At 64.3% G+C, this 15,879-nt stretch carries 15 protein-coding genes; 6 read left to right on the top strand and 9 right to left on the bottom strand.

Going from position 1 to position 15,879, the window contains the following annotated elements; translation table 11 throughout:
* Positions 1-84: 84 nt before the first annotated feature.
* Positions 85-966: a UTP--glucose-1-phosphate uridylyltransferase gene (locus Q7T45_RS07025; protein WP_304869124.1), complete on the bottom strand. Its 882-nt coding sequence runs from the start codon at positions 964-966 to the stop codon at positions 85-87.
* A gap of 236 nt (positions 967-1,202) precedes the next feature.
* On the opposite strand from Q7T45_RS07025, the gene Q7T45_RS07020 reads away from it, so the two are divergent.
* Both Q7T45_RS07020 and Q7T45_RS07015 read left to right on the top strand, forming a co-directional pair.
* Positions 1,203-2,615, top strand: coding sequence for a lytic murein transglycosylase (locus tag Q7T45_RS07020; RefSeq protein WP_304869122.1), 1,413 nt, complete (start codon positions 1,203-1,205; stop codon positions 2,613-2,615).
* A gap of 161 nt (positions 2,616-2,776) precedes the next feature.
* Positions 2,777-4,492: an SGNH family hydrolase gene (locus Q7T45_RS07015; protein WP_304869119.1), complete on the top strand. Its 1,716-nt coding sequence runs from the start codon at positions 2,777-2,779 to the stop codon at positions 4,490-4,492.
* Positions 4,493-4,622: 130 nt separating this feature from the next.
* On the opposite strand, the gene Q7T45_RS07010 is transcribed toward Q7T45_RS07015, so the two are convergent.
* Both Q7T45_RS07010 and Q7T45_RS07005 read right to left on the bottom strand, forming a co-directional pair.
* A complete protein-coding gene (locus Q7T45_RS07010; protein WP_304738391.1) occupies positions 4,623-4,991 on the bottom strand; it encodes a CsbD family protein in 369 nt (122 codons plus the stop codon).
* A 57-nt stretch (positions 4,992-5,048) separates the two neighbouring features.
* On the bottom strand, positions 5,049-5,783 hold the full coding sequence (locus Q7T45_RS07005; RefSeq protein ID WP_304869117.1) for an SDR family NAD(P)-dependent oxidoreductase: 735 nt from the start codon (positions 5,781-5,783) through the stop codon (positions 5,049-5,051).
* Between the two features lie 102 nt (positions 5,784-5,885).
* Here Q7T45_RS07005 and Q7T45_RS07000 point away from each other — a divergent pair, with 102 nt between their 5' ends.
* A complete protein-coding gene (locus Q7T45_RS07000; RefSeq protein WP_304869115.1) occupies positions 5,886-6,665 on the top strand; it encodes an SDR family NAD(P)-dependent oxidoreductase in 780 nt (259 codons plus the stop codon).
* 233 nt (positions 6,666-6,898) lie between these two features.
* Positions 6,899-7,786, top strand: a complete 888-nt coding sequence (locus tag Q7T45_RS06995) for a TauD/TfdA family dioxygenase (protein ID WP_304869114.1) — start codon at positions 6,899-6,901, stop codon at positions 7,784-7,786.
* A 186-nt stretch (positions 7,787-7,972) separates the two neighbouring features.
* Here the strand turns inward: Q7T45_RS06995 and Q7T45_RS06990 are convergent, their stop codons facing one another.
* Entirely contained in the window at positions 7,973-8,626 is a 654-nt protein-coding gene (locus Q7T45_RS06990) for a YqgE/AlgH family protein (protein WP_304741811.1), read from the bottom strand.
* Positions 8,627-8,762: 136 nt separating this feature from the next.
* On the opposite strand from Q7T45_RS06990, the gene Q7T45_RS06985 reads away from it, so the two are divergent.
* Entirely contained in the window at positions 8,763-9,602 is an 840-nt protein-coding gene (locus tag Q7T45_RS06985) for a protein-disulfide reductase DsbD domain-containing protein (RefSeq protein WP_304869113.1), read from the top strand.
* A gap of 219 nt (positions 9,603-9,821) precedes the next feature.
* Complete coding sequence (locus Q7T45_RS06980) at positions 9,822-11,195, top strand: oligosaccharide flippase family protein (protein ID WP_304869111.1); 1,374 nt, start codon at positions 9,822-9,824, stop codon at positions 11,193-11,195.
* Between the two features lie 99 nt (positions 11,196-11,294).
* On the opposite strand, the gene Q7T45_RS06975 is transcribed toward Q7T45_RS06980, so the two are convergent.
* The 5 genes from Q7T45_RS06975 to cysW all read right to left on the bottom strand — a co-directional run bounded on the left by Q7T45_RS06975 (position 11,295) and on the right by cysW (position 15,816).
* Entirely contained in the window at positions 11,295-12,083 is a 789-nt protein-coding gene (locus tag Q7T45_RS06975; RefSeq protein ID WP_304869109.1) for a 3-hydroxybutyrate dehydrogenase, read from the bottom strand.
* A gap of 5 nt (positions 12,084-12,088) precedes the next feature.
* Positions 12,089-13,261, bottom strand: coding sequence for a DUF3734 domain-containing protein (locus Q7T45_RS06970; RefSeq protein WP_304869106.1), 1,173 nt, complete (start codon positions 13,259-13,261; stop codon positions 12,089-12,091).
* Between the two features lie 92 nt (positions 13,262-13,353).
* Entirely contained in the window at positions 13,354-13,878 is a 525-nt protein-coding gene (locus Q7T45_RS06965; protein WP_370691228.1) for a CAP domain-containing protein, read from the bottom strand.
* Positions 13,879-13,931: 53 nt separating this feature from the next.
* Positions 13,932-14,981, bottom strand: a complete 1,050-nt coding sequence (locus tag Q7T45_RS06960; RefSeq protein ID WP_304869197.1) for a sulfate/molybdate ABC transporter ATP-binding protein — start codon at positions 14,979-14,981, stop codon at positions 13,932-13,934.
* Positions 14,971-15,816 (bottom strand): sulfate ABC transporter permease subunit CysW, encoded by an 846-nt coding sequence (gene cysW, locus Q7T45_RS06955; protein ID WP_370691227.1) that lies wholly within the window; start codon positions 15,814-15,816, stop codon positions 14,971-14,973. Before cysW ends, Q7T45_RS06960 begins: the two co-directional genes overlap by 11 nt.
* Positions 15,817-15,879: the final 63 nt, after the last annotated feature.

Below are 15,879 nucleotides of genomic sequence, written 5' to 3'. Positions count from 1 at the left end.
TTGCGCCATCGGACGGCGCTTCACGCCGCCCGCTAGCTCCATCCGGGCTACGAGCTTGAAGGATGGGTCACAGGTGACGACCTCTCACTTCTCCAGATAGTGCTTCATCTCCGCCCGCAGGCCGTCGCGCAAATCGGCCCGCGCCATGCCGAAGGCGATGTTGGCGCGCAGGAAGCCTGCCTTGGAGCCGCAGTCATGCCGCTCGCCCTCGAACTCGACGCCGTAGAAGTTTTGCGTCCTGGCAAGGCCGATCATCGCATCGGTGAGCTGGATTTCGCCGCCGGCGCCGCGCTCCTGGGTTTCCAGGATCTTGAAGATTTCCGGCTGCAGGATGTAGCGCCCGGTGATCGAGAGATTGGACGGCGCGGTGCCCTTCGGCGGTTTCTCCACCATGCCGTCGACCTCGAACATGTTGCTGCCGAGGCGCTTGCCGACGCCGCAGATGCCGTATTGATGCGTCATATCGGCCGGCACTTCTTCCACCGCGATCACGTTGGATTTCTCGCCGAGCTTGTTGGCCGCCTCGATCATCTGCGCCAGACAGCCCGGCGTGTTCAGCACCAGCTCGTCCGGCAGCACCACCGCGAACGGCTCGTTGCCGACGATATCGCGCGCGCACCACACCGCGTGGCCGAGGCCGAGCGGCGCCTGCTGCCGGGTAAAACTCGTCGCACCAGCGGCGGGCTGGTCGCGCGCCAGGATCTCGATCTCGGCCTTCTTGTTGCCACGCGCCGCCAGCGTGGTGTCGAGCTCGAACATGCGGTCGAAATGATCCTCGATCACCCCCTTGTTGCGGCCGGTGACGAAGATGAAATGTTCGATGCCGGCCTCCTTGGCTTCGTCGAACACATACTGGATCAGCGGCTTGTCGACGATGGTCAGCATTTCCTTCGGCATCGCCTTGGTGGCGGGCAGGACGCGGGTGCCGAGGCCGGCGACCGGAAAGACGGCTTTGCGGATTTTCATGAGGGGTCAGGATGCCTTTAAGGAATCTGGTAAGGGGGCTTTTAATTGGGCTTTTGGCGACCGTGCATTTCGACCGCACGTTGGTAACCGGTTTGCAGCCGGGAACAAAGGCGGATGTATGATGATAGTTCCCCAGCCTCCCCGCAAAGGGGCAAGAAACGAAACCCCACCTTTGTTAAGCTATTGGAAACCGTAGCAGGGCCTTCTGGCCACGGGATTCGGGGAATAGGCAGACCATGCAGCGGACAGGATTATCGAGGATTGGCTTGGCCGGCGCAGCCGTGCTTGCGACGGCGCTGTTGTTCGCCGGCGAGACTCTGTTCGCTGGCGCGGCCTGGGCCCAGTCGACAGGGGGCGGATTCACGAATCCGTTCGGCAATTTGTTCTCCGGCCAGAAATCCGCGACGCCGATGCAGCCCCAGGCGCAACCGGCGCCCGCCGGCAGCAGCGCCCCGTTGCCGTGGACCGGCGAGGACGGCGCCTCCGGCCACCCCCTGATGACGGCATCCGCGATCCGCGAGGCGGCGGCGAATTTCGACAATTGCGTTGCCGGCATGTGGCCCGATGCCGCACGGCGCGGCGTTTCGCAGGCGAACTTTCAAAAATTCACCGCGGGATTGCAACCCGACCTGCGCATCATGGACCTGATGGATTCGCAGCCGGAATTCACCAAGGCGATCTGGGACTATCTCGACATTCTCGTGAACGACAATCGCCTCGCCAAGGGCCGCGAGATCCTCGCCAAATACAAGCCGCAGTTCGACGCGGTGGAGAAAGCCTACGGCGTCGACCGCTATATCGTCGCCTCGATCTGGGGCATCGAATCGAATTATTCGACGATGATGGGCGACCGCAGCGTGCTGAATTCCACCGCGACGCTGGCCTGCATCGGCCGCCGCCAGAAATACTTCAAGGACGAATTCCTGGTCGCGCTGGAGATCCTGCACCGCGGCGATCTGCGGCCGGAACAGTTGCGCGGCTCCTGGGCCGGCGCATTCGGACCGACCCAGTTCATGCCGACCGCGTTCAAGCGCTACGCGGTCGACGCCGATGGCGACGGCCGCCGCGACGTGGTCGACAATCCCCACGACCTGATCGCCTCGACCGCCAACAATCTGAAAAAGGACGGCTGGCAGACCGGCCAGACTTGGGGCTTCGAGGTCGTGATGCCCAAAAACTTCAACTACATGCTGGCCGACCGCGCCAAGGCGATGACGATTGCGCAATGGGAGCATCTCGGGCTCACCCGCGCCGGCGGCAAGCCGTTCCCGAATCCGGCCGACAAGGCCTATCTGCTGGCCCCGGCCGGGGCCGAGGGGCCGGGCTTCCTGATGCTGCAGAATTTCCGGGTGATCATGAAATACAACCCGGCGGAGGCCTATGCGCTGGCGATCGGCCATTTCGCCGACCGCCTGCGCGGCGGCGCGCCGTTCGTGCAGCCCTGGCCGCGGCAGGAACGCACTTTGTCACGCACCGAGCGGCTGGAACTGCAGCAGCTCTTGGCCCAGCGTGGCTTCTACCGTGGCACCCCCGACGGTCAGTTCGGCGGTCACACCCGCGAGGCCCTGCGCGGCTTCCAGGCCTCGATCGGGGCGCCGGCGGACGGATTTGCCTCCGCAGGCGTGCTGGAACGGCTCAGGGGGCGGTAAAAAGCCGCTTCCGGCCGACGAAAGTAACCTTGACCAGGACATTTCCGGACCGACCTTGACGGCGGCGGCCGAAGCCCGGTCTATGGCGGGAAATCTGCCCGCTTGCGGCCTGATTCCGCTATTATAGCGTTGGCCTGATCTTCAAATCGCGATCGATCCGAATGCAAAAGCCCAAATCTTCTTTAGGGAAGTCCTTTTTCCGGGTGTTCACCGAAAGCGGCCCGCTGATCGTGCTGGCGGTTGCGGTCGCGCTGCTGGTCGGGATCGTCGGGCCGGCATCCGCGCAGTTCTTCAATTTTGGCGGACCACCCCGGCCGGCTCCGCCGCCCCAGCGCGGTGGTGGCGGCGGCGGCTGGTTCGGCGGCGACCTGTTCGCGCCATTCCAGCAGCAGGCGCCGAAACGGGTCGAGAATTTTTCCAGGGCGCCGCCGCCGGACAAGCGCGACCCGAACATCGTGCCGGAGCGCAACGTGCTGGTGCTCGGCGACGCGATGGCGGACTGGCTCGCTTATGGTCTCGAGGATGCCTATTCGGAACAGCCGGACATGGGCGTGATCCGCAAGCACAAGACCGTCTCCGGCCTGATCAAGTATCAGCCCAAAGGCGAGCCTTCCGACTGGGCCGCCGCGGCAAAAGGCATTCTCGCCAGCGAGAAGCCGGACGCCATCGTCGTCATGCTCGGACTCAACGACCGCGTCGCGATCCGCGAAGCAGCGGTCGACAAGTCCAAGAAAGAGAACGACAAGAAGGACCCGCGCGCCAAGGCTGATGCCAAGACCGATGCCAAGACCGACGCTAAACCCGGCGACGCGAAACCCGCGGCGAAGCCGGATGATGTGGCCGACGCCAAAGCGAAGCCGGAGAGCAAGCCGGCCGATGCCGACGCCGCCGACGATACCGACGGCGATCTGCCGTCGATCGTAGCACCCGAGAAAAGCGCGCGAACCGGCAGCGGTCTCCATGAATTTCGCGATGAACGCTGGGTCGAACTCTACGCCAAGAAGATCGAAGAGATGATCGCGGTCCTGAAATCCAGGGGCGTGCCGGTGCTGTGGGTTGGCCTGCCCGCGGTGCGTGGCCCCAAGGCGATGTCGGACACGCTGTTCCTGAATTCACTGTATCGCGACGCCGCCGGCAAGGCCGGCATCACCTATGTCGACGTCTGGGACGGCTTCGTCGACGAAGCCGGCCGCTTCCTGCTGCAGGGCCCGGACTTCGAAGGCCAGATCCGCCGGCTGCGCGCCCATGACGGCGTGTATTTCACCAAGGCCGGCGCGCGCAAGCTCGCGCATTATGCCGAGCGCGAGATCACCCGGCTGATGGCGGCGCGTTCCGGACCGATTGCGTTGCCGACCGAACCCGCGACACCCGATGCCAACGCGCTGCCCGGTCAGCCGGCGCCGCGGCCGCTGGCCGGACCGATCCTGCCGCTGGTGGCCTCCTCCGTCGGAACCGATCAACTGCTCGGAGGCCCCGGCTCGCGGCCGGCCGCGGTCGATGCGCTGGCGGCGCGAACGCTGGTCAAGGGCGAACCGCTGGCGCCGCCCGCCGGCCGCGCCGATGATTTCGTCTGGCCGCGCCGCGAGGTCGGACGCGAACAGGCCAAGGGGGATACGCCGGTGGCATCGACGGCGCCGGATGGAACGGCGGCTGCTCCGGGCGCGCCGCCGAAACCGGTGGTCAAGAGGCTCCGCCCGGCACAGCCGGAGGCGCCGGCGTTTGGGAATTTCTTTGGTTTTGGCGCCGCGCCGGCCCCGCGCCAGGTGGCGCCGCCCCCGCCGCCGCCGCGTGGACCCCTCGCCCCGGCCGCACCGCGTCCGCCGAGCAATGTCGGACGGTCCGCCGCGGTCCCGGGCGTGTTCGCGCGCTCACGATAGTCACGAGTCATTCCGGGGCGATGCGAAGCATCGAACCCGGAATCTCGTCGTAAACTCTGGCCTAATACTTCTGGATTCCGGGTCTGCGCCTGGCGGCGCATCCCGGAATGACGAGAGAAACCGCTCGCCCTCAATACCGCCAGCGCGGCGGCGGCCGGCGTGGCGGACGCGTCATCAGCATCGCCAGCGCAAAGCCGATGCCGCCCGCGATCAGCAGCGCACCGAGCGGATTGTCCTGCACCCTCTTCGCCACGGCTTCCGAACCCTCACGCAGGGTCTCGCCGCTGTTCTCATAGGCATCCTTGGCGAGACCGGCGGCGGCATCGGTAGCGTCGCGCGCGGCATCCTTGGCCTGACCGTACAGGTTCTGCACCGTGCCCGCAGCCTCGCGGATGCGGCCCGACGCCTCGGTCTGGGCATCCCCGGCGATCTTGCCGGCGGCGCCCTCGACCTTACCGGCGAAATCCTTGGCCGAACCGGCAATTCGATCCTTGTCCATCGTGTTTACTCCTGAGCTGATTCTCGCGGAGCTAACTGACGAAACCGGCTCCGGTTCCTAGAGAATGAGTCCCCCGTCGACGATCAAGGTTTGCCCGACAATGTAGGACGAAAGCGGCGAGGCCAGGAACAATGCGGCACCCGCCATGTCGGCCGGCGTACCCAGCCGCTTCAGCGGGATCCGCTCGATCGCGCCCTCGAGCCGCTTCGGATTTGCCGTCGTCACCTTGGTCATCTTGGTATCGACCAGACCCGGCGCGATGCCGTTGACGCGAATGCCATCCTCGGCCCACGCCTGTCCCAGTGTCCGGGTCAGGCCCATGGCGCCGGTCTTCGAGGCGTTGTAGGCCGGATTGCCTTTGGTCGAGTGATAGGCGGCGGTCGAACTGACGATGATCAGCGAGCCCTTCGCCGCACTCAGCATGTCATGGAATTTGCCGGCGCAAGCCATCAGGCTCATCAGGTTGACCTCGAGCACCTTGCGAAACCCGTCCATTTCGAATTCGCCTCTCCGGTAGATCACCGCACCCTGCGCCAGCACCAGCACATCGAGCCGGTCGAACGACGGCTTGAAATTCTCGATCGCTTTTGCGTCTCCGACGTCGAGCCGCGCATACTCCAGACCATCGAGATGCGATCCCTCTTCCGGCGAATAATCCGACGCCGAAGCGCGGGTGCCGCAGACCTGCACGCGCGCGCCCCTGCTGCGAAACGCCTGGGCGATGCCGTTGCCGATGCCGCTGGAGCCGCCGACCACGAGAACCTGCTTAGCCTTGAAATCCAGTTCGTTCATCGCGCGCGCCTTCCGTTCTTTTTCGCCTGGTTTGACCTCTCTGGGGATCGGTGCCAGCCTTGTCAATCCTGCAAGCCGCAGGACCTCATCAGCGAGTATCCGATGTCCGAATTCAAACAGCTCAGCCGCTCGGTCAAGGGATTGACCGTGCTCGTCACCGGCGCGGCCAGCGGCATGGGTCGCGCCACCGCTCGCGTGTTCGCGGCCGAGGGCGCCAATGTCGCGGTCACGGATTATTCGGCCGATGGCGCGCGGGCCGTGGCGGACGAGATCGCAGCCAGCGGCGGCAACGCCAAGGCCTGGACGCTCGATGTCGCCAGCCGCGACGACATCAACGCCGTCGTCAGCGCCATTGCCGCGCATTTCGGCGGGCTCGATATCGTCATCAACAATGCCGGCATTTCGGTGCGCGTGGCGATCGACGATGACGGCTACGAGGAAGCCTGGGCCAGGGGACTGGCCGTGATGCTGACGGCGCATCCGCGCATCATCCGCGCCGCGCTGCCGCATCTGCGCAAATCGAAAAGCCCCCGGATCGTCAATATCGCCTCCACCGAGGCGCTCGGCGCCACCGCCTTGCACAGCCCGTATTCGGCGGCGAAGGCCGGCGTGGCCGGCCTGACGCGATCGCTCGCGGTGGAACTCGGCCGCGACGGCATCACCGTGAACTGCATCTGTCCCGGCCCGATCAGGACCGCGATCACGGAGCGGATTTCGGAGGAGCACAAGACCATCTACGCCAAACGCCGCACCGCGCTCGGCCGCTACGGCGACCCCGAAGAGGTCGCCCATATGACGCTGAGCCTGTGCCTGCCGGCGGCGTCGTTCCTGACCGGCGCCGTGATCCCGGTGGACGGCGGCCTGATGGCGCGGAATGCGTGACGCCGTTCCCCGGACGCTGCGCAGCACGAAGTGATGCGCTGCTGATCCGGGGTCCATCTGGCAACAGGTGATGGTGTAGATGGGTCCCGGCTCTGCGGAGCAGCGCCAAGTGCGCTGCACCGCGTCCGGGACACGAGCCATGCATCGCCATCCGTTGACATCATCCGGTCAGGGAGTAGTTTTTTGTCCAACAGGGCGGAATAACCGCCCGCCTCGATCAGGAGAAACGCGCCATGGCCATCACGATCCGGCAGCTTCACCCGCATTTTTTCGGCGAGGTTTCGGGGGTTGACCTGCGCAAGCCGCTGACGCCGCAGGATGCGCACGACATCGAGGCCGGCATGGACAAATACGCCGTGCTGCTGTTTCGCAATCAGGACATCACCGACGAGCAGCAACTGGCGTTCGCGCTGAATTTCGGCGAGCGCGAGAACGCGCGTGGCGGCACCGTCACCAAGAAGGAAGATTACCGGCTGACGTCCGGACTGAACGACGTCTCCAACCTCGGCAAGGACGGCAAACCGCTGCCAAAGGATCACCGCACCCATCTGTTCAATCTCGGCAACAGCCTGTGGCATTCCGACAGTTCGTTCCGCCCGATTCCGGCGAAATTCTCGCTGCTGTCGGCGCGGGTGGTCAACCCGAAGGGCGGCAACACCGAATTCGCCGACATGCGCGCGGCCTATGACGCACTCGACGACGAGACCAAGGCCGAGATCGAGGACATGATCTGCGAGCACTCGCTGATGTATTCGCGGGGTTCGCTCGGCTTTCTCGATTACACCGATGAAGAGAAAGAATTGTTCAAGCCGGTGCTGCAGCGGCTGGTGCGCACCCATCCGGTGCACGGGCGCAAGTCGCTGTATCTGTCGTCGCATGCCGGCGCCATTAAGGGCATGACGGTGCCGGAAGCGCGGCTGCTGCTGCGCGACCTCACCGAGCACGCCACGCAGCGCGAATTCGTCCACGTCCACAAATGGACGCTGCATGACCTCGTGATGTGGGACAACCGCCAGACCATGCACCGCGTCCGCCGCTACGACCAGTCGCAGCCCCGCGACATGCGCCGCGCCACGGTGGCCGGAACCGAGCCTACGGTGACGCAGCAGGCGGCGGAGTAAGGGACGCGGGATCAAATACCTCGTCGTCCCCGCGAACGCGGGGACCCATACGCCGCGCTGTCTCTTGTGAAATGAGACCGCCGATAAGGCGCGATTGGGCAACCATCGTGCTCTTACAATTACCTACCGGGATTATGGGTCCCTGCGTTCGCAGGGACGACACCGCGTTTGTGTCAGGCACTGCCGCTACGCATGCCCGGCTTCATTCGACAGCATGCCGGGATCGATGCCGATCTTGCGCAGCGCGCGCAGGTATTTTTCCTCGACGTCGCGGCCGAAGATCAGGTCCGGATCGGCGTCGCAATGCAGCCAGCCATTGTCCTGGATTTCGGTTTCCAGTTGTCCCGGCGCCCAGCCGGCATAGCCGAGCGCGAGGATCGCGTGCTTCGGGCCGGCGCCCCTGGCGATCGCCTTGAGAATGTCGACGGTCGCGGTCAGGCAAATGCCCTCGTCGATCTGCAGCGTCGCATCCTTGATGAAGAAATCGCTGGAATGCAGCACGAAGCCGCGGCCGGTCTCGACCGGACCGCCTTTCAGCACCTTCATGCTCTCGGCATTTTCGGGCAGCTTGATCTGGTCGGCTTTCTTGATGATGTCGAGCTGCACCAGCAATTCGGGGAAGTCGATGCTGCCGGCCGGACGGTTAACGATGATGCCCATGGCGCCTTCGGACGAATGCGCGCAGAGATAGATCACCGACCGCTCGAACCGAGGGTCGCCCATGACAGGCATTGCGATCAACAACTGACCGTCGAGATAGCCCTGATTGGACAAATTGTCGCCAGCGCCGGCGGCAGCTTGACGGCGAGCAGTCCTCGTTCTTTTGCCTTCAGGGTCCATCCGCAAAGGACTCTCGTGTTGATGTCCATCCTGATATTGGGTGGCCGTTCTGTCAATCAAGCATCGCGCCGTTTTTCACCCTGCATCACAAGCAATTCAATGGTTTACCGCCTCGCCAGCCTGTAAAGACGGTCTCATGACCGTCATAGTTCCCCTGCGGGCCGCGCTCGGCCTGGCCGTTGCCGTATTTGCGTCATCCCTGGCGGCCGAGGTCCATGCCGGGGATTCGTCGCCATGGCAGCGGGACGGCCACTCCGCGGTCCGGTTGCTGGCGGGCTCGCGCAGCGGCGCGGTGCTGCTCGGCGGCATCGCGTTTCAGCTGCAGCCAGGCTGGAAAACCTACTGGCGGACGCCCGGCGATTCCGGGGTGCCGCCGCGTTTCGATTTCTCGAAATCGGACAATGTCGAAGCCGTCACGGTGCTGTGGCCGGCCCCGATGAAGTTCGATGACGGCGCCGGCGGTCAATCCCTGGGCTACAAGACCCAGGTCGTGCTGCCGTTGCGGATCGTCGCCAAGAATGCCGACAAGCCGGTCACGCTGCGCGCCGATATCAGTTACGCGGTCTGCGAAAAGCTCTGCATTCCCGTCGAAGCCAGGGCCGAGCTTGCCTTCACCAGCGTTGCGAGCACCGAGGACAGCGCGCTGTTCGCCGCCCTCGACACCGTGCCGAAGCCGGCCACTATCGGCGATCCCAATCCGCTGACCATTCGCGACGTCAAACGCGACGGAAAGGCGAACGTGCTGGTCGACGTGGCCGTGCCCGACGCGCGCGAGGTCAGCCTGTTCGTCGAAGGACCGACGCCGGACTGGGCGCTGCCGGTTCCGAAACTGATCGAGGGCGGGTACCCCGGGGTCAAGCGTTTCGGCTTCGAGCTCGACGGCCTGCCGCCCGACGCCAAGCCGGAAGGCGCCGCGCTTAAGTTCACGCTGGTCGGCGGTGACAAAGCGTACGAGTTCAATGTCAATTTGAATTAGTCGTCGTTCCGGCGAACGCCGGAACCCATACGCCGAGGCGGATGCGTTCGGGCACCTGGGTCGACACCTTTTGCAACACTCAAGTCCTGTGGTTATGGGTCCCTGCTTTCGCAGGGACGACGCTGATACTGCCGCAGGCCACCGATTCTTAACGAATAGTTGATAGGCCCAGACATCGCCGCGCCGCCCGCGGCTTCAGGGATTTTCGCTGTGGCCGTGATGGACACTGATTCCGCACCCGCCCTGCCCGCAGGCCCGATCGCGCGGCTGCGGTCGATGCTCGGCCGTCTTCTCGGCGGCACCAGCGAAGCCTCCGTCACCAAACGCCTCGCCGGCACCGTGTTCATCATTCGCGTCGTCAGTGCAGCGATGGCGTATCTGTCGCAAATCCTGCTGGCGCGCTGGATGGGCGGCTCGGATTACGGCGTCTACGTCTATGTCTGGACCTGGGTGCTGCTGCTCGGCAGCATGATGGATTTCGGCATTTCAGCGTCGGCGCAGAAAATCATCCCGGAATATCGCGCCAGCGGCGACACCGCCTTGCTGCGCGGTTTCCTGTCCGGCAGCCGCTGGATGACGTTTGCCGTGTCCGCCCTCGTCTCGGCATTGCTGGCGGGCATTGTCAAAATGCTATCGCCCTGGCTCGATCCGAATTCGGTGGTGCCGCTGTACATCGGCTGCATCACGCTGCCGGCCTTCGTCGTCGCCAACACCCAGGACGGCATCGCGCGCTCGCATGACTGGATGCGGCTCGGCCTGATGCCGCAATTCATCGTGCGACAGTCGCTGATCATCGGCTTTACGGCGGGCGCCTTTGCGCTCGGCTTCAAGCTCGGCGCCACCGCCGCGATGCTGGCCAGCGCCGCCGCGGTGTGGATCGCCATGATCGGGCAGATGGTCGTCTTGAACCGCCGGCTCGCCGGCCATGTCGAGCCCGGCCCAAAAGCTTACAATTTCCGCGGCTGGCTCGCGGTTTCGTTGCCGATCCTGCTGGTGGAGAGCTTTTATCTGCTGCTGTCCTACACCGATGTGCTGGTGCTGCAGCAGTTCCGTTCCTCGGAAGAGGTCGGCGTCTATTTCGCCGTCGTCAAAACGCTGGCGCTGGTGTCCTTCATTCACTACGCGATGTCGGCGACGACCGCGCACCGCTTTGCCGAGTATCACGCGCAGGGCGACAGAGCGCGGCTGTCGGCCTATGTCGCGCACGCGATCAAATGGACGTTCTGGCCGTCGCTGGCCGCGACCATCGTGCTGCTGGCATTGGGCAAGCCGCTGTTGTGGCTGTTCGGGCCGCAGTTCGTGGTCGGCTACGACATCATGTTCATCGCCGCCATCGGCCTCGTGGTGCGCTCGGCGATCGGCCCGGTCGAGCGGCTGCTCAACATGCTCGGTCACCAGATGATCTGCGCGCTGGCCTATGCGCTGGCATTCGTGGCGAACCTGGTGCTCTGCATCCTGCTGGTGCCAAAATTCGGCGGCCATGGCGCGGCAGCGGCGACCTCGATCGCCCTCGTGTTCGAGACGATGCTGCTGTTCTGGATCGTGCGGCGTCGGCTCGGGCTTCACGTGCTGGCGTTCGGGAAACTTAGCTAGAGTCGTCATGCCCGGACTTGATCCGGGCATCCATCATCGTCACAAGATTCCTTGATTGATGGATTGCCGGGTCGAGCCCGGCAATGACGGCATTTGAGCCTACCCCGCGGTCCAGCCGCCGTCGATCGACAGGTTCGTTCCGGTGATCTGCGCCGCGTCGTCGCCGCACAGAAACAGCGCCAGCGCCGCGACCTGCTCCGAGGTAACGAACTCCTTGGTCGGCTGCGCTTGCAGCAACACGTCGCGGATGACCTGTTCCTTGGTCAGATTGCGTGCCTTCATGGTGTCGGGAATCTGCTTCTCGACCAGCGGCGTCCAGACGTAGCCGGGGCTGATGCAGTTGCAGGTGATCTTGTGGGTGGCGAGCTCCAGCGCCACGGTCTTGGTGAGGCCGGCGATGCCGTGCTTGGCCGACACATAGGCCGACTTGAACGGCGAGGCGACCAGCGAATGCGCCGAGGCGGTGTTGATGATGCGGCCCCAGCCGCGCTTCTTCATGCCGGGCACCGCGGCGCGAATGCCGTGAAACGCCGAGGACAGGTTGATCGCGATGATCGCGTCCCACTTCTCGATCGGGAAGTCCTCGACCGGCGACACGAACTGGATGCCGGCATTGTTGACGAGGACGTCGACCGAACCGAAAGTGCTTTCGCCGAGCGCGATCATGCCGGCGATTTCCGCGGGCCTGGTCATGTCGGCGGGCGAATGCACCGCCTTGACCCCAAAGTCGGTCTCGATGGCCGAGCGCTCCTTCTCGATGTCGGCGGCAGCGCCCATGCCGTTGAGAACGATATTGGCGCCGGCGCCGGCGAAGGCGCGCGCATATGCCAGTCCGATGCCGCTGGTCGAGCCGGTCACCACCGCGGTCTTGCCTGTCAAAATACCCATTCGATTCACTCCTTGTTGCCATTGAGGGTGCCGTCCCTCGCGAGATCGTAAGTCATCATGGTTTCGTCGGATTGCGGCCGCTCCAGCATATCCCTGTGGCGCATCGACAAATGAACGTCGCGCTCGCCCGAGCCCCAATGCTCGACCATCCCGACGCGTGAAAAATCGTAATCCTTCGAGGAGGATTCATAGTTCTTGCTGCGGTAGATCAGGTGCACCACCGTGACGGTGCTTTCCCTGGTGGCTTCACACAGGATTTCGACCGACGGATCGTTCCTGAGATAGTCCGGCAACTTGCCGATCAATTCGCGCAACGCCTTGCGGGTGTTGTGAACCTGCTTGTTCTTGTCGGTATTCATGCGGGTGCGGCTGGAAAAGCGGATGTCCTTCTCGCGCTCGGCGGCCTCGAGCAGCGATACCGGCAGCTCGCCGCGCGCGCTGAACAGGTCGACCTGGAAGATCAGGAGATCGCGGCTGGTTTCCTCATCCAGCACGTAATCGAGCGGCGTATTGGAGGCGATGCCACCGTCCCAGAAATGCTCGCCGTCGATCTCGACCGACGGGAAGCCCGGCGGCAGGGCGCCGGATGCCATGATGTGCTCCGGCCCGATCTTCTTGCCGAGCTTCTTCATCTCGTAATTGTCGAAATACTTGAAGTTGCCCGACGCCACGCCGACGGCGCCGATGCTGATTCGCGTTTTCAGGTCGTTGATACGGTCGAAATCGACCAGCCGCTCCAGCGTCTGCTTCAGCGGCGCGGTGTCGTAATAGCTCAGCGACTGCGGGCTGCCCTGCGGCCACAACGGCGCCGGCGGGACACGCGGCGTGAAGAAACCGGGAACGCCGAAGGTGGCGATCAACGCGGCGCTGGTCTCGTTGAACAGCGATCGCGCACGGTCGCCCTTGCCGACCGGAGTCCAGGGCACCGGCGAGGAGACCATCTCCCAGAATTCCTTGAGACGCGCCACCCGCTTCTCGCGCGGATTGCCGGCGATGATCGCGGCGTTGATGGCGCCGATCGAGATGCCGGCAATCCATTCCGGCTCGAAATCATGGTGGCACAGCGCCTGATAGGCGCCGGCCTGATAGGAGCCGAGCGCGCCGCCGCCCTGCAGAACCAGTACACGCTGCGCTTCCGCAGGCGTCCTGGCCGGCGCGGGATGGGGATGATCCGTCATGAGCCTCGATCGAACATCAGAAAACGATTGTACCGTGGCGGCAGTTGGCGACGGCGTCAATCGGCCAGGCCGCGCAGCAGATCACGCCGTAGTTATCGCTTTTCGGACGATGCAAGAATGAGCGTCCAGAACACCTTGTATTTGGTGTTGGGAGCATAGGTCGCCGCGATGCCTAAATTTGTGACACCGTTCTTCAGCATATTGGCCTTGTGCGGGGGCGAGTCGCGCCAGCCCGAAAAGGCTTCCGCCATGGTGTGATAGCCGGCGGAGACGTTTTCCACCGCCACCGTCGCGGGATAGCCCGATGCATTCAGGCGTTTCGCCAGTGGTCCCTTGACGTCGTGATCGAGCTTGTTGCGGCTGGCCATCGCCTGCGACTGCTGCTCGGCGAGCTTCATCAATTCGGGATCGACCGCCACGGCGCCGAGGCCGTTATTCTGCCGGTAGAGCGAGATCATCGAGGCCGCGGCCTGAGGATCCAGCCGGGCGCCGCCATTGGCCATGCTGAGATACATGGTGGGCTGTTCGGTAGTCGTAGCCACGTCCGCAGCGCAGCCGCCCAGCGCCAGCAGCCCTGCTATCGCGACCGTCGCGCGCGTGATTCGAAGGTTCCCCATGGCTGGGGTTGTTGCACAGGAACCGTGGCTGAATGGTGAACGGCGCGGCGTTTTCAGTCCTGCCCCGCAAAAATCCGGTAGCGGCGGGGGTGCAGGCTGACGATATCGCCGGGCTGCAGTTCGCGGTCCCGGGGCGCGTCGATCTCGATCACGGTGGTGCCCTCGCCCGCCGAGAGTGCTACTTCGGCGCGCTGGATCGGGCCGAAGGTGCGGACATGCCGCACCGCGCCCTCGAATGCGCCGCTGCCGGCCGGCCCGATCGCCATGTCGTGCCGACGTACAAACAGTTTCGATGGCCCGGAGCTGACGCCGTCGGCGGCGATATTCAAGGGCTTGCCGCCGAGCCGCACACAGCCATCGCGCACTTCGACCGGCAGCACGATGGATTCGCCGATGAAGCTGTGCACGAACGCGGTCGCCGGATTGTCGTAGACGTCGCCGGGCGTGCCGATCTGCACGATGCGGCCCTTGTCCATTACCACCACCCGGTTGGCGACTTCGAGCGCCTCTTCCTGGTCGTGGGTGACGAAGATCGAGGTCACGTTGATCTCGTGATGCAGCGAGCGCAGCCATTGCCGCAGTTCCTTGCGCACCTTGGCGTCGAGCGCGCCGAACGGCTCGTCGAGCAGCAGGATGCGCGGCTCGATCGCCAGCGCCCGGGCCAGCGCGATGCGCTGGCGCTGGCCGCCGGAGAGCTGGCTCGGGTATCGGCTGGACAGCCAGTCGAGCTGCACCAGATCCAGCAATTCCTTGACCCTGGCGCGGATCGCGGCCTCGTCCTTGCGGACCGCGCGGGGCTGCACCCGCAGGCCGAACGCGACGTTCTCGAACACCGTCATGTGGCGGAACAGCGCGTAGTGCTGAAACACGAAACCGACGTGGCGCTCGCTGGCGCCGTGGGCCAGCGCGTTTTCGCCATCGAATGAAACCTCGCCGGCGTCGGGCCAATCCAGTCCGGCAATGATCCGCAGCAGCGTGGTCTTGCCCGAGCCCGACGGCCCGAGCAGCGCCAGCAGCTCGCCATTGGCGACCTTCAGGTCGACATGGTCGAGGGCAGCAAACGCGCCGAATTTCTTCACGATATTCTTGACTTCAATCACCAGGTAGCTGTCCTTCGTCCAGATGCCGCTCGAGAATGGTCTTCGCCACCAGCGTGATCAGCGCCAGCATCGCCAGCAGGGAAGCGATCGCGAACGACGCCACGAACTGATACTCGTTATAGAGGATTTCGACCAATAGCGGCATGGTGTTGGTTTCGCCGCGAATATGCCCTGATACCACCGAGACCGCGCCGAACTCGCCCATCGCCCGCGCGTTGCACAACAATACGCCGTAAAGAACGCCCCATTTGATATTGGGCAAAGTGACGCGGAAGAAGGTCTGCAGGCCCGAGGCGCCGAGCGAGATCGCGGCCTCTTCCTCCTGGGCGCCCTGCTCCTGCATCAGCGGTATCAGCGCCCGCGCGACGAACGGAAAGGTCACGAAAATGGTGGCCAGCGCAATGCCCGGCACCGCGAACAGGATATGGACGTCATTGGCCTGCAGCCACGGCCCCCAGAATCCCTGCGCGCCGAACATCAGCACGAACACCAAGCCCGAGATCACCGGGCTGACCGAAAACGGCAGATCGATCAGCGAGATCAGGAAGGTCTTGCCGCGAAACTCGAATTTCGCAATGGCCCAGGCCGCGATCACGCCAAACACCAGATTGAGACCGACCGAAATCGCCGCCACCATCAGCGTCAGCTTGATGGCGGACAGCGCTTCCGGCTCGGACAGCGCTGAAAAATAGGCGAGAATCCCCTTGGAAAACGCCTGCGCGAATACCACGACCAGCGGCAGCACGACGAACACGGTGAGGAAAGTCACCGCAATCGCGATGATGACGACGCGAATGATTCTGGGCTCGGTCCGCAGATCCTCGCGTGCCGTACTCAATGAAATTTGTTGAGCGTTCATCGTCGGTGCCCCAACACAGGCAGTGCGCCCCCTCTCCCATGG

Origin of the sequence: Bradyrhizobium sp. (genome assembly GCF_030646015.1) — a bacterium.
Taxonomy (GTDB): domain Bacteria; phylum Pseudomonadota; class Alphaproteobacteria; order Rhizobiales; family Xanthobacteraceae; genus Bradyrhizobium.
Note: the sequence above shows the minus strand (reverse complement) of the source record. Positions and strands in the feature narration are given on the sequence as shown.